Origin of the sequence: Streptomyces sp. NPDC050610 (assembly GCF_040654875.1) — a bacterium.
Taxonomy (GTDB): domain Bacteria; phylum Actinomycetota; class Actinomycetes; order Streptomycetales; family Streptomycetaceae; genus Streptomyces.
The window spans coordinates 16,881-39,530 of the sequence record NZ_JBFAIV010000025.1 but is presented as its reverse complement, the minus strand read 5'-3'; the positions used below and the strand labels follow the sequence as shown (position 1 = coordinate 39,530).

The 22,650-nt window shown below is 73.5% G+C and carries 20 protein-coding genes and 1 pseudogene; 7 read left to right on the top strand and 14 right to left on the bottom strand.

The genetic code is table 11. The features are described 5' to 3' along the window. Positions 1–32: 32 nt before the first annotated feature. Positions 33–659: a YigZ family protein gene (locus tag AB0I22_RS27295; protein WP_363133563.1), complete on the top strand. Its 627-nt coding sequence runs from the start codon at positions 33–35 to the stop codon at positions 657–659. Positions 660–684: 25 nt separating this feature from the next. Here the strand turns inward: AB0I22_RS27295 and AB0I22_RS27290 are convergent, their stop codons facing one another. Continuing rightward, positions 685–1,608, bottom strand: a complete 924-nt coding sequence (locus tag AB0I22_RS27290; RefSeq protein WP_363133562.1) for a phosphatidylinositol-specific phospholipase C — start codon at positions 1,606–1,608, stop codon at positions 685–687. Between the two features lie 277 nt (positions 1,609–1,885). Between AB0I22_RS27290 and AB0I22_RS27285 the strand changes: the two genes are divergently transcribed. Continuing rightward, positions 1,886–2,269: a S4 domain-containing protein gene (locus AB0I22_RS27285; protein ID WP_363133561.1), complete on the top strand. Its 384-nt coding sequence runs from the start codon at positions 1,886–1,888 to the stop codon at positions 2,267–2,269. Between the two features lie 202 nt (positions 2,270–2,471). Here AB0I22_RS27285 and AB0I22_RS27280 read toward each other — a convergent pair whose 3' ends face one another. Then, positions 2,472–3,176 (bottom strand): PepSY domain-containing protein, encoded by a 705-nt coding sequence (locus AB0I22_RS27280; protein ID WP_363133560.1) that lies wholly within the window; start codon positions 3,174–3,176, stop codon positions 2,472–2,474. Between the two features lie 288 nt (positions 3,177–3,464). On the opposite strand from AB0I22_RS27280, the gene AB0I22_RS27275 reads away from it, so the two are divergent. Beyond that, positions 3,465–4,652, top strand: coding sequence for an exonuclease SbcCD subunit D (locus tag AB0I22_RS27275; RefSeq protein ID WP_363133559.1), 1,188 nt, complete (start codon positions 3,465–3,467; stop codon positions 4,650–4,652). Continuing rightward, positions 4,649–7,666, top strand: coding sequence for an SMC family ATPase (locus AB0I22_RS27270; protein ID WP_363133558.1), 3,018 nt, complete (start codon positions 4,649–4,651; stop codon positions 7,664–7,666). Before AB0I22_RS27275 ends, AB0I22_RS27270 begins: the two co-directional genes overlap by 4 nt. A 165-nt stretch (positions 7,667–7,831) precedes the next feature. On the opposite strand, the gene AB0I22_RS27265 is transcribed toward AB0I22_RS27270, so the two are convergent. From AB0I22_RS27265 to AB0I22_RS27250, 4 genes are all read right to left on the bottom strand, one after another. After that, entirely contained in the window at positions 7,832–9,514 is a 1,683-nt protein-coding gene (locus AB0I22_RS27265; RefSeq protein ID WP_363133557.1) for a DUF885 domain-containing protein, read from the bottom strand. A 189-nt stretch (positions 9,515–9,703) separates the two neighbouring features. Then, positions 9,704–11,146, bottom strand: a complete 1,443-nt coding sequence (locus AB0I22_RS27260; RefSeq protein WP_363133556.1) for a GNAT family N-acetyltransferase — start codon at positions 11,144–11,146, stop codon at positions 9,704–9,706. Between the two features lie 182 nt (positions 11,147–11,328). After that, a complete protein-coding gene (locus tag AB0I22_RS27255) occupies positions 11,329–12,705 on the bottom strand; it encodes an NAD(P)/FAD-dependent oxidoreductase (RefSeq protein WP_363133555.1) in 1,377 nt (458 codons plus the stop codon). A gap of 165 nt (positions 12,706–12,870) precedes the next feature. Further along, the gene (locus AB0I22_RS27250; RefSeq protein ID WP_363133554.1) at positions 12,871–13,803 is read right to left on the bottom strand and encodes an alpha/beta fold hydrolase; all 933 of its coding nucleotides are present in this window, start codon (positions 13,801–13,803) and stop codon (positions 12,871–12,873) included. 219 nt (positions 13,804–14,022) lie between these two features. On the opposite strand from AB0I22_RS27250, the gene AB0I22_RS27245 reads away from it, so the two are divergent. Further along, the gene (locus AB0I22_RS27245; RefSeq protein ID WP_363133646.1) at positions 14,023–14,889 is read left to right on the top strand and encodes an RNA polymerase sigma-70 factor; all 867 of its coding nucleotides are present in this window, start codon (positions 14,023–14,025) and stop codon (positions 14,887–14,889) included. Positions 14,890–14,898: 9 nt separating this feature from the next. Here the strand turns inward: AB0I22_RS27245 and AB0I22_RS27240 are convergent, their stop codons facing one another. The 4 genes from AB0I22_RS27240 to AB0I22_RS27225 form a co-directional block, all read right to left on the bottom strand. Further along, positions 14,899–15,462 carry a ribonuclease domain-containing protein gene (locus AB0I22_RS27240; RefSeq protein WP_363133553.1) on the bottom strand — a complete coding sequence of 188 codons (564 nt, stop codon included), beginning with the start codon at positions 15,460–15,462 and terminating at the stop codon, positions 14,899–14,901. Between the two features lie 41 nt (positions 15,463–15,503). Then, positions 15,504–16,043, bottom strand: a complete 540-nt coding sequence (locus AB0I22_RS27235; RefSeq protein WP_363133552.1) for a hypothetical protein — start codon at positions 16,041–16,043, stop codon at positions 15,504–15,506. Between the two features lie 44 nt (positions 16,044–16,087). Next, positions 16,088–16,399, bottom strand: a complete 312-nt coding sequence (locus tag AB0I22_RS27230) for a hypothetical protein (RefSeq protein WP_363133551.1) — start codon at positions 16,397–16,399, stop codon at positions 16,088–16,090. Positions 16,400–16,629: 230 nt separating this feature from the next. Next, on the bottom strand, positions 16,630–17,376 hold the full coding sequence (locus AB0I22_RS27225) for an SDR family oxidoreductase (RefSeq protein WP_363133550.1): 747 nt from the start codon (positions 17,374–17,376) through the stop codon (positions 16,630–16,632). A gap of 264 nt (positions 17,377–17,640) precedes the next feature. Here AB0I22_RS27225 and AB0I22_RS27220 point away from each other — a divergent pair, with 264 nt between their 5' ends. Next, on the top strand, positions 17,641–18,381 hold the full coding sequence (locus tag AB0I22_RS27220; RefSeq protein WP_363133549.1) for a GntR family transcriptional regulator: 741 nt from the start codon (positions 17,641–17,643) through the stop codon (positions 18,379–18,381). A 213-nt stretch (positions 18,382–18,594) separates the two neighbouring features. Here AB0I22_RS27220 and AB0I22_RS27215 read toward each other — a convergent pair whose 3' ends face one another. The 3 genes and pseudogenes from AB0I22_RS27215 to AB0I22_RS27205 form a co-directional block, all read right to left on the bottom strand. After that, positions 18,595–19,752: an ROK family transcriptional regulator gene (locus AB0I22_RS27215; protein WP_363133548.1), complete on the bottom strand. Its 1,158-nt coding sequence runs from the start codon at positions 19,750–19,752 to the stop codon at positions 18,595–18,597. 112 nt (positions 19,753–19,864) lie between these two features. Continuing rightward, complete coding sequence (locus AB0I22_RS27210; RefSeq protein ID WP_363133547.1) at positions 19,865–20,515, bottom strand: response regulator transcription factor; 651 nt, start codon at positions 20,513–20,515, stop codon at positions 19,865–19,867. Between the two features lie 135 nt (positions 20,516–20,650). After that, positions 20,651–21,307: pseudogene (locus AB0I22_RS27205) on the bottom strand (histidine kinase); the annotation flags it as partial. Between the two features lie 63 nt (positions 21,308–21,370). On the opposite strand from AB0I22_RS27205, the gene AB0I22_RS27200 reads away from it, so the two are divergent. Then, positions 21,371–21,538, top strand: a complete 168-nt coding sequence (locus AB0I22_RS27200; protein WP_363133546.1) for a hypothetical protein — start codon at positions 21,371–21,373, stop codon at positions 21,536–21,538. A gap of 230 nt (positions 21,539–21,768) precedes the next feature. Here AB0I22_RS27200 and AB0I22_RS27195 read toward each other — a convergent pair whose 3' ends face one another. Next, on the bottom strand, positions 21,769–22,638 hold the full coding sequence (locus tag AB0I22_RS27195; RefSeq protein ID WP_363133545.1) for a carbohydrate-binding protein: 870 nt from the start codon (positions 22,636–22,638) through the stop codon (positions 21,769–21,771). Positions 22,639–22,650 lie beyond the last annotated feature (12 nt).

Genomic DNA, 22,650 nt, shown 5'->3' with positions numbered 1-22,650 from the left:
GCGCCCGGCGGGGTTCGGCATAGGGTGACGGGATGCAGGAGCAGTACCGGACGGTGGCGCGCGAAGGCGTCCACGAGATCGAGATCAACAAGTCGCGCTTCCTCTGCGCGCTCGCGCCCGCCGCCACCGAGGAGGAGGCGCAGGGCTTCATCGAGCGCGTCCGCAAGGAGCACCCCACCGCCAGGCACCACTGCTTCGCGTACGTCATCGGGGCCGACGGCGGTGTCCAGAAGGCGAGCGACGACGGCGAACCCGGCGGCACCGCGGGCGTGCCGATGCTCCAGATGCTCGTACGGCGCGAGATCCGGTACGCGGTCGCCGTCGTCACCCGCTATTTCGGCGGCGTCAAGCTCGGCGCGGGCGGGCTCATCCGCGCGTACGGAGGGGTGGTCGGCGAGGCCCTCGACACCCTGGGCACCGTCACCCGGCAGCGGTTCCGGCTGGCGACGGTGGTCGTCGACCACCAGCGGGCCGGGAGGCTGGAGAACGACCTGCGCGCCACCGGGCGCACGGTGCGCGATGTCGGCTACGGCGCCGACGTACGCATCGAGATCGGCCTCCCGGAGGCCGACGTCGAACCCTTCCGCGCCTGGCTCGCCAACACCACCGCCGGGACAGCGGGCTTCGAACTCGGCGGCGAGACATATATGGACGCGTGAGGGCCGGGGAACCGGCCCCCGGTGGTCACCTCGGATTGTGTTCGATCGCCGCTTCTATCAGACCGGACGTGGCGGTCGGGAAGTCCAGGGGAACGATGCCGAGGCCGGTCCAGCCCTGGGCCTCGGAGCCGCCGAGGAACTTCAGGACCTGGGGGTTGAGGCGGTTCGCGTTCCACTGGGGCGGCATCAGGGCCGCGGTGCTGACGTAGTTCATGTAGAGCTTGCCGGGTTCGTGCGCGGCCTTGCGGAACTGGGCCTCGATCTTGGGGTACTTGGCGAAGGGCTCCGCCATGTAGTCGTCCTGGATGTCGAAGAGCTGTCCGTCCCCGTAGCGCACCCCGGGCAGGCCGCCGTTGTCGCCGAGCAGGACGACCTTCCCCCGGGCCTCGCCCAGTGTCGGGAGCGTGCCGTCCAGCCGGAACAGCGGCCGCCAGCCCTTGTCGTCCAGGTAGACGTCGAAGATCTTGCGGAAATCCGCGTCACCGACCTCCGAGTACTCCTGCTTGACCCGCATCAGGACGGTCTCCGAGGGATGCGCGCGCAGGAAGTCCTGGCAGGCGATGAGGACGTCGCCGAACATCAGCTGCTGGTAGAAGGCGGCGTGGTGGATGGCGAAGACGCCGTCCACGGCGCGGCAGCGGACGTCCAAGAACCGGATGCCCGCGTTCAGTTGCTCCGCGATGGTCAGGGTCTGGCATGCCACGTACGCGCCGCCGTGCCGCGCGCCCGAGTCGTGCGTGCCCGGCAGCGTGAGGCGCTGCACGGGCACGCTGTCCGCGATTCCGGACAGCCAGTCCTGGCCGGAGAGGGGGCGGGTACGGGCCGGGGTGCGCCCGGGCGCCCGGGGCGACAGGGGTGCGGCCGAGGCCGGGGTGCTCGCGTACCCCAGCACTCCGGCGGCCGACAGCGCCGCAGCGCCCCTCAGGAATCCGCGCCGGTCCACACTCATATGTCCGTCCCCTCGACGATCGGCTGACGGGCCGTCGAGTCACGGCCGTCGATCACTGGCCGTCGGATTATGGCCTGAACGCGCTGGTGGCGTTAAGAGGGCGAATCAAGCCGCCCAGGGTGGTCCATGTGATCTGGGTGGCTCGCGGGGGAGGAGATGCCTGCTCGTGCTCGCCCCCGCTTGCCTGCCTGCGCTCGCCCGTACGTGCTTGGGCTCGCCCGCGGTGCCCCGCCTTGTTCACGGCGGCGCTGTCGGACCCTGGCTATAGAGTCGTGGCATGGCTTCAGACGAGGGGACCGTGCGGGTCGACAGCTGGATCTGGTCCGTACGGCTCACGAAGACACGCGCGCTGGCCGCCGCCGCTTGCCGCGCCGGGCACGTCCGCGTCAACGGCGAGCGCGCCAAACCGGCCCAGCCGCTGCGGTCCGGGGACGAGGTGCGGCTGCGCCAGGCCGGGTTCGAGAAGATCGTCGTCGTCTCGCGCCTGGTGCGGAAGCGGGTCGGCGCGCCTGTCGCCGCCGAATGCTTCGTCGACAACAGCCCGCCCCCGCCGCCCCGCGAGGCGATCCTGCCGGTCGCCCAGCGCGACCGCGGCGCCGGCCGCCCGACCAAGCGCGAACGCCGGGAGATGGAGGCGCTCCGCAGCCGCGAGACGCCGTAGGCGCCGGGCCCGCCCGTACGGCCGTCGTGGTCGGCCCGTATCGGCCGGCACCAGTCCGGCCCCGGTACCGGCCCCGACCCTGGCTCGTACTGGTCGGCGTCCGTCCGGCCCGGCCGTATGGGCCGGTGCCCGTCCGCCCCCGGCCCGTGACGGCTGGAGCCCGCCCCTGGAATTCACCCAGCCGGGGCGCGGGCTCCCCGCGTCAGTCGCGGTCCACGTGCTCGCGCAGGACCTTCCCGTTGGTGACGTCCACGTCGAACGTCGTCTTGTTCCAGTTGCCGGTGTTCACCAGGTCCACGGACCAGATGACGGTGCCGTCGTCCCGGCCGTCGATCTCCACGGCGGTGGTCGTGCCCGGCTTGCGCTCGGTCGAGGTGCGTACCGCCTGCTGCGCGGTGACCTTCGCCTTCCCCAGCCGGTCGGCGAGCTTGCGCTTGTCGTCGCCGTCCTGGTCGGGCTCCGTCCGCGACCGGGTCACCTTGCCGGAGCCCGCGTCCACGTTCACCTCGTGAGCCGTGCCGTCGCGCGCCGCGACCTTGGACCGCCACTCCGATCCGTCGGCGGTCTTCTTCAGCTCGATCTCGGCGACCTTGCCGTTCGGCACGGCCGCCGCCGCGGTCCGTGCCGCCTTCTCGTAACCGACCTTGGCGGTCGGCAGCAGGGCCTTGCGTTCGGCCTGGTCCTCGGTGAGCCCGGAGGTTCCCGCCGACGCCGAACCGGAGGCCGGGGCGGACGACGGGGCCGAGCCGGAGGAGCCGGAAGAGGCGGGCGATCCGGAGGAGGCGGACGAGTCGGAGGAGGACGACGAGCCGCCCCCGCCGTCGTCCCCGCACCCGCTCACCAGGGCCGCCGAGACGACGACGCCGCACAGGACGCCCGCCGCACGGCCCCATCGGGTGCGGACCATGCCACGTTTGTGGACCATGCCGCGTTGCAGATTCACAGATCCGGGTTCAGCGCTCATAGCCGCAGCCTTTCCCCACAAAACAGGGCTCTCACCCCTATACGGCTAAATCACCCGAGCGGTACCGCTCATCCCCGGCCCTCGGCCGGTGGACCGGTCGAAAACTGAGGTCTGTGGTGGGCCAGGTGCGCACGGGCGTTAGCGTTGTTGACGGCCATGGTGCGATCCCGCGCGGGCCCGGACTGGTCACAGGGGCGGAGAAGGGGAGAACATGCAGGTCGGAGCGGTTTCTTGAGAATTCTGCACACGTCCGACTGGCATCTGGGACGTTCTTTCCACCGGGTGAGCATGCTGGAGGCCCAGCGCCGGTTCATCGACTGCCTCGTCGAGACCGTGCGAGAGCAGCGCGTCGACGCCGTGCTCGTCGCGGGCGACGTGTACGACCGGGCGGTGCCGCCGCTCGCGGCCGTCGAACTCTTCGACGACGCCCTGCACCGCCTCGCCGGACTCGGCGTCCCCACCGTCATGATCTCCGGCAACCACGACTCGGCGCGCCGCCTCGGCGTCGGCGCCGGGCTCATCGAGCGCGCCGGCATCCATCTGCGCACCGACCCGGCCGGCTGCGCGGACCCCGTCGTACTCACCGACGAGCACGGCGACATCGCCTGCTACGGCCTGCCCTACCTCGAACCCGCACTGGTCCGCGACGAACTGGCCGCACCGAAGGCCAACCACACGGCGGTCCTCGGCGCCGCCATGGAGCGGGTACGGGCCGACCTCGCCGCCCGCCCGCCCGGCACCCGCTCCCTCGTCCTCGCGCACGCCTTCGTCACCGGCGGCACGAGCAGCGACAGCGAGCGCGACATCACCGTCGGCGGCGTCGCCGCGGTCCCCGCCGAGATCTTCGCGGGCATCGACTACGTCGCCCTCGGCCACCTGCACGGCTGCCAGCGCATCACCGAACGGGTCCGCTACTCCGGCTCCCCCCTGGCGTACTCCTTCTCCGAGACCGGCCACCGCAAGTCGATGTGGCTCGTGGACCTCGGCCCGGGCGCGGACACCGGAGCCGAGCTGAGCGCCGAACGGATCGACTGCCCCGTCCCGCGTCCCCTGGCCCGTATCCGCGGTCCCCTCGACACGCTCCTCGACGATCCCGCCCTCGACCGGCACGAGGACGCTTACGTGGAGGCGACGCTCACCGACGCGCACCGCCCCCACGAGCCGATGGCCCGCCTCACGAAGCGCTTCCCGCACGTCCTGAGCCTGGTCTTCGAGCCCGACCGGGCCCCCGAGGACCCCCTCGCCTCGTACGCGCGGCGGCTGCGCGGCCGCAGCGACCAGCAGATCGCCGAGGACTTCGTGGCCCACGTCCGCGCCGGCCGCGGCCCCGACCCGGTGGAGCGCGGCGTGCTGACCGACGCGCTCGACGCCGTACGGACCGCCGAGACCGAGCACAGCGAGAACGGGGCGGCGCGATGAGGCTCCACCGGCTCACCCTCACCGCCTTCGGCCCGTTCGGCGCCGCCCAGCACATCGACTTCGACGAACTGTCCGCCGCCGGGCTCTTCCTGCTGCACGGACCGACCGGAGCGGGCAAGACCTCCGTCCTGGACGCGGTCTGCTACGCCCTGTACGGCGGCGTGCCCGGCGCCCGGCAAGGCCCGGGCCTGACGCTGCGCAGCGACCACGCGGAGCCCCTGACCCCGACCGAAGTCACGCTCGAACTCACCGCGGGCGGACGGCGGCTGGAGCTCACCCGGCGGCCCGAACAGCTCCGGCCCAAGAAGCGCGGCAGCGGCTTCACCAAGGAGAAGGCGTACTGCGCACTGCGCGAACGGGACGCCGAGAGCGGCGAATGGAAGGCCCTGAGCCGCTCCAACCAGGAGATCGGCGAGGAGATCACCCAGCTCCTCGGCATGAGCCGGGAGCAGTTCTGCCAGGTCGTCCTCCTCCCGCAGGGCGACTTCGCCCGCTTCCTGCACGCCGACGACACCACCCGCGGCAAGCTGCTGGGCCGGCTCTTCGACACCGGCCGGTTCGCCGCCGTAGAGGACCGGCTCGCCGAGCTGCGGCGCGCCGCGGAGGAGCGGGTGCGGGGCGGCGACGAGCGGCTGCTGGCCGCCGCCCACCGGATGGCGCAGGCCGCCGGCGACAGCACGGAACTGCTGGAGAACCCGCTGCCCGAACTCGCCCCCGGCGAACCCGGACTCGCCGCCGCCGTCCTCGAATGGGCGGCCCTGGCCCGTACGAGCGCACGCGAGCGCGAAGCCGTCGCGGCCGCCGCCGTCCTCGCCGCCGAGGACGCCCACCGCACCGCGCGAGAACACGCCGACGCCGCCCGCGAACTGGCCCGGCTCCAACAGCGGCACGCCCACGCCCGCGACCGCGCCGCCGAACTGGAGCGCCGCCGCGAGGAGCACGAGGAGACCCGGAGGCGGCTGGAGAGCGCCAGAGCCGCCGAATCCGTCGCCCCCGCCCTCGCCCTGCGCGACGACGCGGAGCGCGCCTGGCGCGCGGCCGGCGACGCCGAGCGCCGCGGCCGCGCCGGTCTGGACCCCGCCCACGCCGACGCGGGCGCCGACCGGCTCGCCGCGCTGGAGCGGCGGTTCCGCGAGGACCTGGGGTCGCTGACCGCCGCCCGCCGGGCCGAACAGCGCGCCGCCGCCGTCGCCGCCGAACGCGCCGACCTGGACCGCGAGGCACGGGCCGACGAGGACACCGCCGCCGACGCCGCCGAGTGGATCGCCGGCTGGGAGGCCGCCCGCCACGCCCACCAGCAGCGCATCGACGCCGCCCAGGAGGCCGCCGGCCACGCCGAGCAGCTCGGCGGCCGCATCGAACCCGCCCGCGAACAACTCGCCGCCGCCCAGCGCCGCGACGGCCTCGCCGACCAGGCGGACGCCGCCGCCGACCGCCTGCGGCAGGCCCGCGACGACGCGTCGGCCGCCCGCGAAAGCTGGCTCGACCTCAAGGAACGGCGGCTGCTGGGCATCGCCGCGGAACTCGCCGCCGAACTGACGCCGGGCGAGCCGTGCAAGGTATGCGGCGCGGCCGAGCACCCCGCTCCGGCCCGTGCCGAGGCCGGGCAGGTCGACCGCGCCGCCGAGGACGCGGCGCTGGCCGCCTCCCAGCGGGCGGACACCGCGCGCGACGAGGCGGACCGGCAGGCGCAGGCGCTGCGCGAGGCCCTGGCCGGCGCCGCGGCCGCCGCGGGCGGCGCCACCGTCGCCGAACTCACCGAGACCCTCGCCGAGCTGAAACGTGCCTACGAGGCGGCCCGCGCTGCCGGAGCGGACGTGCACGCCGCCCGCGAAGCCCTCGGCCGCGCGGAACGGGAGTACGAACGCCGGCGCGCCGAACAGCAGGAAGCGGAACGCCGCACCGCCGCCCGTACCTCCCGCAGAGAAGCCCTCGACCGCCAGCACGCCGAACTGGCCGAGGAAGTGGCGCACGCCCGCGGCGGCGCGGCCACCGTCGCCCGCCGCGCCGAACTGCTGGAGCGGCAGCTGGCCACGCTCGCCGCCGCCGCCGAGGCCGTACGCGCCGCCCAGGACGCGGCGGACCGCCTCAAGGAAGCCGACGCGCGCCTCGCGGACGCCGCCTACCGCGCGGGCTTCGACACCCCGCGGCACGCGGCACAGGCACGCCTCGCCAAGGACGAACACCGACGCCTGCAGCACCGCCTCGACCAGTGGCAGACCGAGGAGAGCGCGGTCGCCGCCGAACTCGCCGACGAACTGACCGCCGCCGCGGCCCAGCGCCCCGCCGCCGACGTGGCGGCCGCGCAGGCCGCCGCCGAAACCGCCACCCGCCGCCTCCGCGAAGCCTCCGCCGAGGACGCCGCGGCGCGCGCCCGCTGCGGGCAGCTCGACGAGCTGTCCCAGCGCGCCGTCGCCGACGCCCGCGCGCTCGCCCCGCTCCGCGAGGACCACGACCGGCTCGCCCGCCTCGCCGCGCTCGCCGCGGGCACCGCCGCGGACAACGAGCGGAAGATGCGCCTGGAGTCGTACGTGCTCGCCGCCCGCCTCGAACAGGTCGCGGCCGCCGCCACCGCCCGGCTGAGCCGCATGTCCTCGGGCCGCTACACCCTCGTCCACTCCGATGCGCGGACCGGCGGCCGCGGCCGCTCCGGCCTCGGCCTGCACGTCATCGACGCCTGGACCGGCCGTGAGCGCGACACCGCGACGCTCTCCGGCGGCGAGACGTTCTTCGCCTCCCTGGCCCTCGCCCTCGGCCTCGCCGACGTCGTCACCGACGAGGCGGGCGGCGCGCGCCTGGACACCCTCTTCATCGACGAGGGGTTCGGCAGCCTGGACGAGCAGACCCTCGACGAGGTCCTGGACGTGCTCGACTCCCTGCGCGAGCGGGACCGCGCCGTCGGCATCGTCAGCCACGTCGGCGACCTGCGGCAGCGCATCCCCGCCCAACTTCAGATCGTCAAGGACCGGGCGGGCTCGGCGGTCCGGCACCATGTGGCGGGCGCCACGGCCTGAGGGGCCTGAGCCACAGTCCCGGCTGGAGCGGGGGAGGCCCCACCCATGGTCCCCGGGATGCGCCCCGATCGCTGAGCGGATGAGGGGCCGTGCCGCGGCCCCGCCGGCTCGCCCGGCGCGGACAGGCGGCCGCCGAAGCCGCCCCGCCCGCGCCGGGCGCGCGGGTCACAGCGCCGACAGTTCCGCCACCAGGTCGTCCAGGCCCAGCGACCCCTGCGACAGCGCCGCCATGTGCCACGCCTTGGCGTCGAACGCGTCGCCGTGCGCCTGACGGGCCGCCTCCCGGCCCGTCAGCCACGCCCGTTCGCCGAGTTTGTAGCCGATGGCCTGCCCCGGCATGCCCAGGTAGCGCACCAGCTCGCTGTCGACGAAGTCCGCCGGACGCCCGCTGTGCATGCCGAAGAACTCCCGCGCCAGCTCGGGGGTCCACCGCTCGCCCGGGTGGAAGGGCGAGTGGTCGGGGATCTCCAGCTCCAGATGCATGCCGATGTCGACGATCACCCGCAGCGAGCGCATCATCTGCGCGTCGAGATAGCCCAGCCGCCGCTCGGCGTCGGTGAGGAAGCCCAGCTCGTCCATCAGCCGCTCCGCGTACAGCGCCCAGCCCTCGGCGTTGGCGCTGACCATGCCGATCGTGGCCTGGTAGCGGGAGAGCTGGTCCGCCACGTGCGTCCACTGCGCGAGCTGGAGGTGGTGGCCCGGCACGCCCTCGTGGTACCAGGTGGAGACCAGGTCGTACACGGGGAACCGGGTCTCGCCCATGGTCGGCAGCCAGGTGCGGCCCGGCCGGGAGAAGTCCAGCGACGGCTCCGTGTAGTAAGGGGCCGCCGCGCTGCCCGGCGGCGCGATCATCGACTCGACGCGCTTGACGCGGTCCGCCAGCTCGAAGTGCGTACCGTCCAGCGCCTCGATCGCCTCGTCCATCAGCGCCTGCAACCAGACGCGGGTCTCCTCGACGCCCTCGACCGCCTCGCCGTGCGTGTCCAGATGGCGCAGCGCTTCCCAGGGAGTGGCGCCGGGGAGGATCTTCTCGGCCTCGGCGCGCATCTCGGCGTGGATGCGGTGGTACTCCGACCACCCGTAGGCGTACGCCTCGTCGAGGTCGAGGTCCGTGCCGTTCCAGTAGCGGGACCAGAGCGCGTACCGCTCGCGGCCGACGGTCTCGGGGGACCCCTCGGCGGCGGGCTGGTACACCTCGCGCAGCCAGTCGCGGAGTTCGGCGACGGCGGCGGTCGCGTCGGCCGCGGCCTCGTCCAGCTCGCCGCGCAGCGCCTCGGGCCCCTGGGCCGCGAACTCCGCGAACCAGCCGCCGTCCGCGCCGATCCACTCGCCCAGCTGGCCGATGAACGTGGACACCTGCCGCGGACCGGCGTACAGCCCGCGGTCGAGACCCGCGGCGAGCGACGCCCGGTAGCCCTCCAGGGAGCCCCGGACCACGCGCAGCCGGGCCGCGATCGACGCCCACTCCTCGGGGGTCCCGGTCGGCATCAGCGTGAAGATCTGGCGCACGGAGTGGGCGGGGGAGTGCAGGTTGCTGACGGCGCGCAGCGACTCCTGGGCCTCGTGCACGGCCAGCTCGGCGGTGAGCCGCTCGCGCAGCAGCCGGGCGCAGCGCCGCTCGGCGTCGCTGTCCCCGCCGGGCCGCCGCTCGGCCTCGGCCAGCCGGTCGAGGGCCGTACGGGCGAGTGCGGCGAGCGCCTCCTGCCCGTCGGGGGAGTAGTCGGGCAGGAACCGGGCGCTCTCGGCGACCCCCAGGTAGGTCCCGGTGATCGGGTCGAGTTCGATGAGCGCGTCGACGTAGGCGTCGGCGACCTGGCGGGGCAGCGGGCTGTCAGTGGTCTTGAGCATGCGGCCCATCCTCGTACGGAACGGTCCGCCTCGTCACGGGCATTGCCCGTCACGCAGCTGATGCGCCCGTCACACCTGGACGCACCCGGTGCGCCCGCCCCGCTCGAAGGCACCTGAGGCGCCCGTCGCGCTCGAAAACCCCCGTCGCGTTCGCACGCCCGACACCGTCGGCCGGAGCCGTTCGCTCGCTCAGTGACCGGGGCCGGAGGGCTCACGCCGCACGGCGGGTACGGGCGCGGTCTCCGGGGCCGGCGGCGTGGGCCGGTTCGCCAGCCGCGCGGAGATGACCAAGGTGCCCTCCTCGATCTGATAGTCCAGCGGCAGCTCCAGACCGCGCATGGCCGCGACCATCCCCGTGTTGGCCGCCCGGGTGACGGCGTAGACGCTCTCGCACCCCGTGTCGCCCGCCAGCGCGACCAGCCGCGCCAGCAGCCGCGCACCGACGCCGCGGCGCTGCCAGGCGTCCTCGACGAGCAGCGCGACCTCGGTCTCGTCGCCGTCCCACAGCAGATGGCCCAGCGCCACCAGCCGCCCCGACGCGGTGTACGCGGCCAGGGTGCGGCCGTGCCGCGGGCTCAGCAGATGGTCCAGGTAGCGGTCGGCGTCGCCGGCCGGGCCGTGGTAGCGCATCGCCAGCGTCGCGGGCGTGCACCGCGCGTGCATCTCGCGCGCCGCGTCGATGTCCTCGGGGCCCGCCCGGCGCACGGTGATCTCGTTGCCCTCGGGCAGGGTGAGCACGTCCTGGCGGTGCGGCACCCGCGGCCCGAGCCGGGCGTCGAGCCCGACCAGGGCGTGCGCGCGGGCGAACTCGGCCGGCGTGAACGGCAGGTACGGGCGCTCCACGGTGATCGTCCCGCCGGACGGGTCGCGCAGCCGCATCACGGTCTCCTCCAGCACGCCCTCGGCGGGCGGCGCAGGGTCCGTACGCCGCTCGGGCAGCGAGCGGATCGTGCACCGGCCGAGCAGCTGGCGCAGCGCGAGCGGCAGCTCCGCCGCGTCCAGCGCGGTGCGCGTCGCGAGCGCCAGGACCCGCGTCGGGGCGTCCACCAGGTCGTGCGCGTCGGCCCGTTCCACCCAGGTGTCGCCGCCGCCACCGGCCGCTGCCGCCCTCGTCAACTCGGCGGGCAGCAGGGCGGCCGGGGCGCGCACCAGCAGCTCGTCGACGGTGCCGGCGGCCAGCGGGTGGGTCTGGAGGGTCAGGATGTCGACCCGGTGGTGGGCCAGCGCCCGGCACAGCGCCGCGAGGGTGCCGGGTTCGTCCCGTACGGTCGTACGCATCCGCCACAGGGCGAAGTCGCCCGCTCCGTCGGGCCCGGGGGCGGCGGAGGCGAGGGGGTCGGCGGCGTCGGCAGCCTCGGCGGCACCGGCGCCGCTGGTATCACCGGCATCACCCGCCTCATCCAGCGGCGGGGAATGGCCCCGGCGCCGGGAGAACCAGATGTGGAACCCGGCCGTGGCCAGCAGCGCCGCCGCCGAGGACGCCAGCAGCACCGGCCCCTCGGGGCCGTGGGCGATCAAGTTGGCGGCGCAGTCGGCGACCGCCACCGCCGTGAACAGGGCGGCCAGTTCGACAGCGTCGCGCCGCCAGTGGTGGCGGCGCCGGACATTCTTCGCCGATGTCGTATCACTCATGCCGCCACCCTGGCGGAGAGGTGTTGCGTGATCACGAACGTCCTGTGACCGATGGGTAAAGGATCACACTGATCCCTTAACCGCCCTTTATTCTCCCTTTTCGGCTGATCGCCCCTCAGCCGCGCGCCAAACGGCCCTTCAGCGGCTCTTCAGTCGCTCCTCAGCCGTTCCTCGACCGTTCTTCAGTCGCTCATCTCCGCCGAGCGGAGATCGGTGAGCGCGTCCTCCACGCCCCGGTGGAACGTCGGGTACGCGTAGATCATGTGCCGCAGCCGGTCGACCGGCACCTCCGCGTGCACCGCCACCGCGAGACCGTACAGCACCTCGCCGCCCATCGGCCCCGCCGACGTCGCCCCCACCAGCACCCCGCGGTCCACGTCCTCGACGACCTTCACCAGGCCTTCGTTGCCCGCCTTGTGAATCCAGCCGCGTGCCGTCGACGGCACGCGGGACAGGCCCGTACGCACGCGCAGCCCCTTCTCGCGCGCCTGACTCTCGGTCAGCCCCACCGCGCCGATCTCCGGATCGCAGAAGGTCACCCGCGGCAGCGCCCGGTAGTCCGCGGCGGGCCCCGGCTCGCCGAGCACCCCGCGGATCGCGATCGCCGCCTCGTACATCGCGACATGCGTGAACGCGCCGTGCCCCGTCACATCGCCCACGCCCCACAGCCCCGGCGCCGCCAGCAACTGGTCGTCGACCGTCAGCACCCGCGCCTTCGGATCGAGACCCACCGTCTCCAGCCCCAGCTCCGAGAGGTCCGCCCGCCGGCCGGTGGCGACCAGCAGCTGATCGCCGCTGACCTCCTCGCCGCCCTCCAGCACCACCGTGAACCGGTCACCGCTGTGCCGGACCTCCGTGGCGCGCGCCCCCGTCCGCACGGTCACCCCCGACGACTCCATCACCCCGGCCAGCAACTCCCCGGCCTCCGGCTCCTCGTTCGCGATCAGGCCGTCCATCGCCTCGACGATCGTGACCCGCGAGCCGAACCGGGCGAAGACCTGGGCCAGTTCGGCCCCGATCGCCCCGCCGCCGAGCACGATCAGCGTCCGGGGCGGCTCCTTGGCGGCGACAGCGTCCCGGTTCGTCCAGTACGGCACGTCCGCCAGCCCCGGCACCGGCGGGATCTGCGGCCGCGTCCCCGTCGCGATCACCACCCCGCGCCGCGCCTCGAACACCTCGCCGCCGGCCGCCACCTTCCCGGGCCCGGCCAGCTTGCCCCGCCCGCGCACCAGCCTGCCGCCCTTGTCCGTGAAGCGGTCGGCCGCCACCTGGTCGTTCCAGTCGGTCGTGGCCTCGTCGCGGATGCGCGCGGCCACCGGCCCCCAGTCGGGTGAGACCTGCGCCGACCCCGCCATACCCGGCACCCGGCCCGCCTCGGCCAGCAGATTCCCGGCCCGGATCATCATCTTGCTCGGCACGCACCCCCAGTACGGGCACTCGCCGCCGACCAGCTCCGCCTCCACGCCCACGACGCTCAGCCCGGCGTCGGCGAGCGTCCCCGCCACGTGCTCGCCGCCCGGCCCCATACCGATCACGACGACATCCACCTGCTCGGCCATTGCACCGCACCTCTCGCCCTCGGGACCCGCACTCGGGTTACGAACCCCACCTTGGTGCGTACGGGCGCGCCGGGCCAGCCGGACGACGCGCCGGGCCGCGCGGAGGCGGCCAGAGCCGACCCGTCCCGGCCACCCGGCTCCCGGTCGTCCGGCTCCCGCCCCCGCTCAGCCGCCGGACTCGACGCCGGCCGCCTCCGTCGCGGCCGCCTCGTGGCCAAGGGCCGAACGGCCTGCTCCGGAACGACCCGAAGCCGAGCGGCCGGGGGCCGGGCGGGTCGCGTCGAGTATGACGCGGGCGACCAGGGCCGGGTCGTCGTTCATCGGCACGTGCCCGCAGCCGGGCAGCCGCACGAGCCGGGCGTGCGGTATGGCCCGTTTGGCACGCAGGCCCTGGCGGGGCAGGAGCAGCCGGTCGCCGGCGCCCCATCCTATGGTGACCGGGACGTCCGGCACGTCGTCGCGGAAGAGGACGGAACGTCCGGCGGCGAGCGTCGCGTCGAAGCCGGCAGCCGTACGCAGCGCCCTGGTCTCGGCGACCACCGCGTCGGGCGAACGCCGCCCGGGCCGCGCGTATATCGGGCTGACCAGCGCCGCCCGGCCCACCGCCGTACGGGCCAGCCGGGCCACGACCGGATCGGGCAGCACCCGCGCGCCGCGCCGCATGCCGAGCAGCACCCCGAATGCGTACCGCCGCTCGGCCGGTGTCCAGAACCCGCCGGGGGAGAGCGCGGTGACGGACCGTACGAGCCGGAGCCGGCCCAGCTCCAGGGCGAGCAGCCCGCCGAGCGAATTGCCCACCACATGCGGGCGGTCCACGCCGAGCGCCGCGAAGAGCGCGCCGAGCGCGGGGGCCACGCCCGCCAGGTCGTACGGGACTCCGTCCGGCAGGGCCGGGGACGAGCCGAACCCCGGCAGGTCGACGGCTATGACATCGCGCTCGGCGGCGAGTATGCCGCTGACCGGGTGCCACGCCTGGAGGTGGTGACCTATGCCGTGCAGCAGGACGACGGGGTCCCCGCCGCCGCTTCGTTCGTACGCGACCTCGACCGTGCGCCGGCCGGTCGGCGTCTCGACGGGGTAGGAGATCGTCTCGGTCATGGGGCAGCTCCTCGGCCTCCGCGGTCGGCTTCCCGAGACAGGATGTCAGCAACGGTTACCGCTGGGTAGACCGCGGGCCGGCCTGCGGCGTCCGGCGCTCGATACCTGATCGCCGACGCCTGATCGCCGCTGCCCGCCGCCGGCCCCGGTGAGAGCGGGTTCACGTGGACAAGTCCCGGCGGCGTCGGGTGGGATGGAGCGGTGACCCCCAGCGACGCGATGCTCGACGCCTTCGAGGAACACCGGACCGTACTGACCGGCGTCGCCTACCGCATGCTCGGCCGCGTCGCCGACGCCGAGGACGTCGTCCAGGAGGCGTGGTTGCGCTGGTCCGCCGCCGACCGCGGCGAGGTCCGCGAGCCGCGCGCCTATCTCGTACGCATCACCACCCGGCTCGCCATCGACCGGCTGCGGCAGGTCCAGTCCCGGCGCGAGGCGTACGTCGGGCCCTGGCTGCCCGAACCGATCGCCACCGACTACGCGGCCACCGCCCCCGACACCGCCGAGCGGGCCGTGCTCGCCGACTCCGTTTCCCTCGCCGTGCTCATCGTCCTGGAGTCGCTCTCCCCGCTGGAGCGCGCGGTGTTCGTCCTGCGCGAGGCGTTCGGCTTTCCGCACGCGGAGATCGCCACCGCCCTCGACCGGACGGAGGCCGCGGTGCGCCAGCTCGCCGGACGGGCCCGCCGCCACGTTGAGGAGCGCAGGCCGCGCTACGACGTGGACCCCGCCCAGCAGCGCGATCTGACCGAGCGCTTCCTCGCTGCCGCAACCCACGGCGACCTCAAGGGACTCCTCGCGCTGCTCGCACCCGACGTCCGGCTCGTCAGCGACAGCGGCGGCAAGGCCAAGGCTCCGCTGCGGGTGATGCAGAGCGCCGACAAGGTCGGCCGCTTCCTCGCCGCCGTCGCCCAAGAACCCATCGCGGCGCCCGAGTACCGCTTCACCGAGATCAACGGCGCCCCGGCGCTGCTCATCCTGTCCGAAGGCCGCCCCGACTCGGTGGTCGCCGTCGGCGTGGCCGACGGCCGGATCGCGACCATCTACCTCGTCCGCAACCCCGACAAGCTCACCGGCCTGGACCGGTAGGGCCGCGGCTCAGCAGCCCTTCTGGATCTCGCGGTAGTCCCGGTAGTGGTTCGCGGTGTACCAGACCCGCTTGTTCTTGGCGTCCCGGACCAGGCGCAGGTCACCACGGCCGTCCTTCTTGCCGTAGTGCTTCCAGACCGTGCCGGCCTTGTACGACTCGTACGGGACGTCGAACTCCTGGTAGCTCCCTCCCTTGGGGAGCTGCCCGTCCTTGTTGCCGAACGTCCCGCCCGTATAGATGTCCCGGCCGGCCAGCGAACCGCCCTTCTTCGGCACGACGAGCCACTGGCCGGTCTGTCCGGTCTTCCAGTTGAGGGTCTGCCACGCCTTGCACGCGTCGCGCGCCACTTTGGGGGCGTTGGCCACGTTCTGGTACGGAGGCAGGATGGCGGCGGGCGCCGCTGGGGGAGTGGATGCCGCCAAGTTCGCGGGCGACGCCGGGGGAGCGGACGCGGCCGGGGCCGCGTAGGCCGCCGGGCTGAGCGCCATCAGGGCTGCCGCCGCCAGCGCCACCGCCGGCCCACGGGGCCGGGACGTACGGGCGGGCGTCGTCTTGCCGTGCACCTTCAGCATTCCGTTCTCCTCACCTGCGCACACCGCTCGGCGCGTCTTTGCTATCTGATGAACTTCACGCTCTCGAACATCAAGAAGTCCGAGTGCTGTCTCTTCCGCAAGAAGTGATTCGCGGTTCCCAGGCAGTCGTTCCGGTGGAAGATCTCCACGGTCTTGTTGGTGCCGTTGTAGGTGTATCCGTCTCCGGAAATGGTGACGCAGATATTACTCCGGGGGTTGTGCAGCGTCGCTACCGTGCCTGGCTCCGTGTATTGGAAACGTCCTGAGGTGGGGCGATTGACGAACTGGATGCTGTGAAAATCAACGCGCTTATTGCTGTGCGGTCCCATTTCGCCTACAGGAATCCCGGAGCAGCCATTCGTGCTGAAGATCTTCACTGAAGCGTTGGTTTTGTTCCAGGCGTGACCTGAACCATGCACATAAGTGTGGCAGAGATTTCCTGAGAAATCGTGAATGGTGCGGATGGGGCCGGGATTCGTGTACTCGAACGTTCCGACTGTGGCCTGGGCCGGCAGTACGTCGCCCAAAACGAGCAGGACTGAAACGGCCATCACCGCCAGCGCATTGCTTCGGTTCCCCATCCTGACCACCCCTCTCGTCCCCCTCCAACATCGGTGCCGACGGGTCAGCGGATGAACTCGACGCTTTCGAACTCCACATCCGCGGCATGCTGATTGCGCTTCAGGTGGCCGGTGGGTGTTCCTTCGCAGTCATTCCGCGAGAACAGGGCCACCGTCTTGTCTGTGCCGTTGTAGGCATGCCCGTTGCCGGCGATGGTGTGGCAGACGTTGCTGCGCGGATTCTCCAGCAGTGACTGTCCGCCCCCCGGCTTCGTGTACTGGAAGAAACCGACCGTCCCCGACGCGGGTGTGCCCATACTCAGGGTTACTGCTGCGGCGATACCCAGACCTGCCATGATGCGAGTGATGCGCTTCATTCGAATCTCCTGTAGTAGAGTGAATGGCGTTCGGCTCCCCTCTATTGAATTGGAAGGTGGGCGTGCCGGGCAAGGGTTCCCCGTGTCGCCTAAAGAGTGAATCGACGTTTTGGCTTGTCGCTCATCCTACTTATCGGGTGACGGTATTGCCGATAACGAATTGCGCACGCGAAACACCAGCCACAAAAGGCGTCAATGAATATCTCGCGTATCTCGCTTCCCTCGCCGCCTCACATTCCGCCCGCCACCCGCAGCACCGCACCCGTCGTGTACGACGCCTCCGGCGAGAGCAGCCAGGCGACCGCCCCCGCGACCTCCGCGGCCTCGCCCGGGCGGCCCGCCGGTACCCGGCCCTCGGTGCGCCACGGCCGCTCGGGGTCGCCCATCGTGGCGTGGATGTCGGTCACGATCATCCCCGGCTGCACCGAGTTGACCCGGACCCCCTCCGCCGCCAGCTCTTTGGCGAGCCCCAGCGTGAGGGTGTCGACCGCGGCCTTGCTCGCCGCGTAGTGCACGTAGTCGCCGGGGCTGCCGGTCGTGGCGCCGGCGGAGGAGATGTTCACGATCGCGCCGCCCTGCCCGCCGTGCCGCGTCGACAGCTCCAGGGCCGCCCGCCGCGCGCACATCATCGCGCCCATCACGTTGACGTCCACGACCCGGCGCATCTCCGCCACCGGCGTCTCGGTGAACCGGCCCAGCGGACCCGTGATCCCAGCGTTGTTGACCAGCCCGGTGATCGGCCCGAGGGCCTCCTTCACCGTGTCGAACAGCGCGTCCACCTCGGACTCGACGCCGGTGTCGACCTGAACGGCCACGCACGCCGCGCCCGCGGCCCGTACCGCCTCGGCCGTCCGCTCCGCGGCGTCGCGGTCGCGTACGTACCCGATGCCGATGCCGTGCCCGGCGCGTGCCAGCCGCACGGCCACCGCCGAGCCGATGCCGCGGCTGCCGCCCGTGACCACCGTGACCTGCTGCATCCCCGCGCTCCTCGCCGTCCGCCGCCCTCGGGGACGCGGAATGGCGCCCCGGTGGATCGCGACGCTATCCGAGGCGACGGAGCGTCATAACAGGAGGTCGCGCGCCAACATCACGTGAACGCTCTGAGGGACCACTTGTGTGCGGTGTGTGACGGAACGAGGATTGGTCTTGACCAAGGTGGCGTGCCGTCCTATTGTCCGAGTCATACTGCAACAACCTTTAATAAAGAAACGCGCATAAGTGCCGTCGGGGCGGAGGACAGGGTGGGGACCACGCAGCTCGAAACGGTGCCGGAGCCGAAGTACTGGCACCTGAAGACCGTACTCAGCAACGCGCTCGACTCGGAGTTCGCCGTGGGGGAGATCCTCCCCAACGAGCGCGACCTGGCAGCCCGGTTCGGCGTCGCCAGGGCCACCCTGCGCCAGGCCCTGGAGCAGCTCGAACTCGAAGGCAGGCTGCAACGTCGCCGCGGCGTCGGCACCACCGTCGCCCCGCCCCGCGTGGGCGTGGCCGTCGGCGAGGCCCCGCACGCCTGGCCGGGCTCCGGCGGCGACGCCTGGCAGCCCGTGGACAGCTCCCTGCGGCGGCCGCCCGCAGCCGTCGCCAAGCTTCTCGGCCTGCCCGCCGACGAAGAGGCGCACGCCGTCCGCCGCACCCGCGTGACGAACGGTCAGCCGGTCGCCGCCGAGGTGCTGTACGTGCCGGTGGCCACCGTCCCGGGGCTCACCGCGATCGACGCCCCCGCCGGACCGGCCCGCGCCCGCGCCGTGCTGCGCGAGCTCCAGCGGCTCGAACTCGCGGGCCAGGACCGGGCCGTGGAACTGGGCTCCGCCCCGGCGGACGACGCCAAGCAGCTCGACCGGCTGCCCGGTGCGCCCGTGCTCGTCGTCACCACCCGCTTCGTCGCGGACGGCCGTACCGCCGCCGTCGCCGTGGCCACCTACCGGGCCGACACCTGCCGGCTCACCTTCGACGACAACGGCATGGAACTCCTCGCGAGCTGAGACGCCCGCTGCCGTGCCCGACCGCGCGGCGCGTACCGGGCGGTGCTCGACGAGCTGACGGGTTCTCAACCGCCCGGCGGTCCCGCGTGGCTGAGCAGCGCGCCGTGACCATGCTCCGTGAGGCGAGCCGACGGGCCCACCGCCCGGCCGTACGGCGCACCGTGCGGGGCTCAACGAACTGACGGGCCCATCGCCCGCGGCACCCCGCCCCGCTCAGCGGCGCGCCGTGACCGTGCTCTCGACCGCGAAGAGCTGTTCCTCCACGTGGTCGAGGGCGAGGCGCAGCGCGCCCGTGGCCACCGCCGCCTCGCCCAGCGCCGACTGGACCACCTGCGGCGGCCGCAGGCAGTAGAGCGCCAGCTCCGACCGCAGCGGCTCCAGCACCCCGTCCAGCCCGGCGGCCCAGCCGCCCACCACCACGAGCTGGGGATCGAGCGCCAGCACCAGCGCCGCCACATCGTGCACGAGCCGCCGCATATAGCGGTCCTGGGCCGCCCGCGCGCCGGCGTCTCCCTCGCTCGCCATCGCGAACACCCGCGCCACCTGGGCGTCGTCGAGCGGGTGCAGCGGTTCCCCGGTCGTGGACAGCACCACCTCCGGGGTGGCCTCCCGGCCCAGCAGGTGCAGCGCGCCGATCTCACCGGCTGCGCCGCCGAAGCCGCGGTGCAGCCGGCCGCTGATCAGCGAGCCCGCTCCGGGGCTCAGTCCGGCGCGTACGAACACGATGTCGTCCGAACCGGTCGCGGCGCCCGACCAGTGCTCCGCCACGGCCGCCGCGTTGGCGTCGTTCTCCAGCAGCAGCGGACACGCGAACCAGCTCCGCAGCCGCTCACCGAGCGGCAGCCCCGTCCACTCGGGCAGCGCCGTGCACAGCCGCACGGTCCCGTCGGCCTCCACGATGCCAGGGCTGGCCACCCCGACCGCGCGCAGCGAATCGCGCGTCACGGACGAGCGGCGCAGTACGTCGTCGACCGCGTGTCCCACCCGCTCCAGCCGCTCGTCGGCCGGCGCGGTCACCCGGACGTCCAGCGAGACCGAGTCCAGGACCCGTCCGCTGAGGTCGGACAGGAGCGCCGAGGCCCGGTGCGGTCCGATCTCCACGCCCATCAGATGCCCGGCTTCGACGCGGAACCTGAAGCGCCGGGCCGGCCGGCCCTGGCGGCGCGCACCGCCCTCCTCGGCCGACGCCTCGGCCACCAGGCCGGTGTCGATCAGCCCCTCGACGACGCCTTCCACGGTCGGCCTGGACAGGCCCGTGGCCTGCACGAGGTCGGTGAGGGTCGGTGCGTCGGCCGCGCGCAGCGCGTGCAGCACGACCGCGGAGTTGATCCGCCGAAGCAGAGACGGGTCTCCACCGGTGAGCCGCCCCACGTACCGCCTCCTTCGTCTCCCCCGTCACGCACATGATCAACCATCTGTTCGACCGGCTGTACATGTGAGCCGGATGTTATCCGGATCGGGACGGCGCGGCGAGCCTCTGATGTCATCCGGGCGCCACGAATCCCGACTCGTAGGCGGCGATCACCGCCTGTGTGCGGTCCCGCGCCCCGAGCTTCGCCAGCACCGCGCTGACATGCGACTTCACCGTCTCGGTGCCCAGCACCAGGCTCTGCGCGATCTCCGAGTTGGACATCCCGCGCGCCATCAGCCGCAGTACGTCGGCCTCCCGGTCGGTGAGCGCCGCCCGTTCCATCGCCGCGCGGGCCCGCTCGTTGCCGTACGAGGCGGCGAGGGCCCGCAGCGCGGCCGGGAACAGCAGCGACTCGCCGGCAGCCACCAGTCGTACGGCGTGCACGATCTCGGAGGGGTGGGCGCGCTTGAGCAGAAAGCCGTCCGCGCCCGCGCGCAGTGCGTCGTAGACGTAGGCGTCGTTCTCGAACGTTGTCACGACCAGGATCTTCGGCGGCCGGTCGACCGAGCGCAGGACGAGCCGCGTCGCCTCGATGCCGTCCAGCAGCGGCATCCGCACGTCCATCGCCACCACGTCCGGCCGCAGCGACCGCACCAGCGGCAGCACCGCGGCCCCGTCGGCCGCCTCGCCCGTCACCTCGATGTCCGGCTGAGCCGCGAGGATCGCCCGCAGCCCGGCCCGTACGAGCGGTTCGTCGTCCACCAGCAGCACGGATATCGGCACACGATCACCTTAGGGGCCCTCGTCGAACTCCCGCCGCACACGGCCGGCTCATGGACGCCGCTCCGCCGGGCGGGAGGCCGCGCGGTCCGGACCCCGGGCGGGGGAGGGGAGTTCGGCGACGGGCCCGACGCCGTCGAGCGGCAGCCGCACGCGGACGCGCCAACCGCCCTCGTACGGGCCGGCGTCGGCGTGCCCGCCGAGCAGGGCGGCGCGCTCGCGGATGCCGCGCAGCCCGCTCCCGCAGCGACCGGACCCCGTGCCCGCCCCGTCCAGCGGGTTGCGCACGTCCAGTTCCAGTACGTCCCCGGCGACCGCGACCCGTACGGCCACCGGCACCGGGCCCGCGTGCCGCAGCACATTGGTCAGCGCCTCCTGCACGATGCGGTAGCCCTCCCGCGACACCGGCCCCGGCACCGCGTCGAGCGCGCCGTCGAACTCCGCGCTCACCTCGGCCCCGGATCCGCGCGCCGCCGACAGCAGCCGCTCCGCGTCGGTGAGCGTCGGGCGCCCGGCCGGGTGCGGCGCGTCCTCGCGCAGCACCGCGAGGACCCGCTCCAGGTCCTCCAGCGCGTGCCGTCCGGTGTCCTCGATCGCCGCCAGCGCCTGTTCCGTGAATCGCGCGGAATCCGCGGCGCGGGCCGCCCCCGCCTGCACCACCGCGACCGTCAGCGCGTGCCCGATCGAGTCGTGCAGCTCCCGCGCCAGCCGGTTGTGCTCCAGCAGCCGGTCCGTCCGCGCCTCCAGCGCGGCGATCCGCTCCGCCGCCGAGGGCCCCAGCAGCCACCGCGCGGCCCGGTCCTCTCGCTCGGCGTCCTGATCCCGGTCGTCTGCCTCGTCTCGCCGATCCTCGGCGAGGTGACCGGCGGCGTGGGCCACTACCTGCCGGACCGGGCGGGCCAGGCGGTGCTGCACACGGTCTCCTCCGACGGGCTCGGGGCGTGGCAGGGCCTGGCGGTACTGGCCGGGTGGGCGGCGCTGGCGGCCTTCGCGGGATGGCGCGCGGTGGAGCGGCGCGACGCGTGAGACCGCCGCGGGCCGCCGGCGCCCGTCCACACGGCCCGCCGCTCCGGCCGGCTGTCGGCATCGTTCGTACGGTCCTTCCGGCGCCCGTCGCCGGCACGGCCGTACGGACCGGGGCGCCCGCCGTCGGCCCCAGTCCGTACGTTCCATGCGGCGCCGTCCGCAGGGCACGCGACACCGGGCGGCGCTCCCTCGTCACACGGGGGGAGGCGGGGGCGCGCCGCCCGGCGCGGTCAGACCCGCTGCCAGAGCGCCGGCACCGCCGGCGGCTCCCACCCCGCGCGGGCCGTGTGGGGCTGGACGCACCGGTAGCTGGTGCCTCCATAGGTGACCTGGTCCCCGGCCTTGTAGGCGGTGCCCGCGGCCCAGGTGCCCGGCTCGCCCGGTCCGCTGGTCGGGTTGCCGGTGGGCTGACCGGTCGGCTGCGGCTGCTGCCGGACGTTGAGGACGAAGTCGTACGTGCCCTGCTTCGCCGAACCGTCCTGGCGGACGTTCATCAGCAGCGCCGGGTTGAAGATCGTGTCGGTCTGGTTGCGCGGCTCGCCCGGGAAGTACAGCTGTGTGGTGAGGATGCGCTGGTTGGGGGCCTGGACCTTGACGTGGATGTGCCGGGTGCGGCCCGGATACAGGCCCGGCACGATCGTCTCCAGCTTGAACGCGCCGCGCGAGTCGGTGAACTGGTGCCCGCGGAAGCGGAAGCCGGTGTTGTCGTAGGCGCCGTTCACGTCCGCCTGCCAGAAGTCGAGCAGGGCGTTGGCGATGGGCCGGCAGGCCAGTCCGAAGACGTAGCCGCTGACCGTGAGCCGGGTGCCCTGCGTGCCGGGCTCCAGCAGGGACGTGCGCAGCGGCGAGTTGGGCTTGAAGTAGGGGCCCTCGGTCTGCTGCGGCGTCGGGTCGTCGCCGTCGTCGCAGTACGGGGTGGGGACCAGGGGTTCCTGCGTGGTCTTCGCGTCGCGCGCCAGGGCCACTCCGCCGAGCACCATCGGTAACGGCACGGCCGCCAGGGCGACCTTGAGCAGCTTCTTGCGGCTGATGCCCGCCGACTGCTCCCGCTGTCCTTCCTGCCCGTCCTGCCCGTCCTGCCGTACGTGGTCGTCGTCCATCGGGCCCTCCTC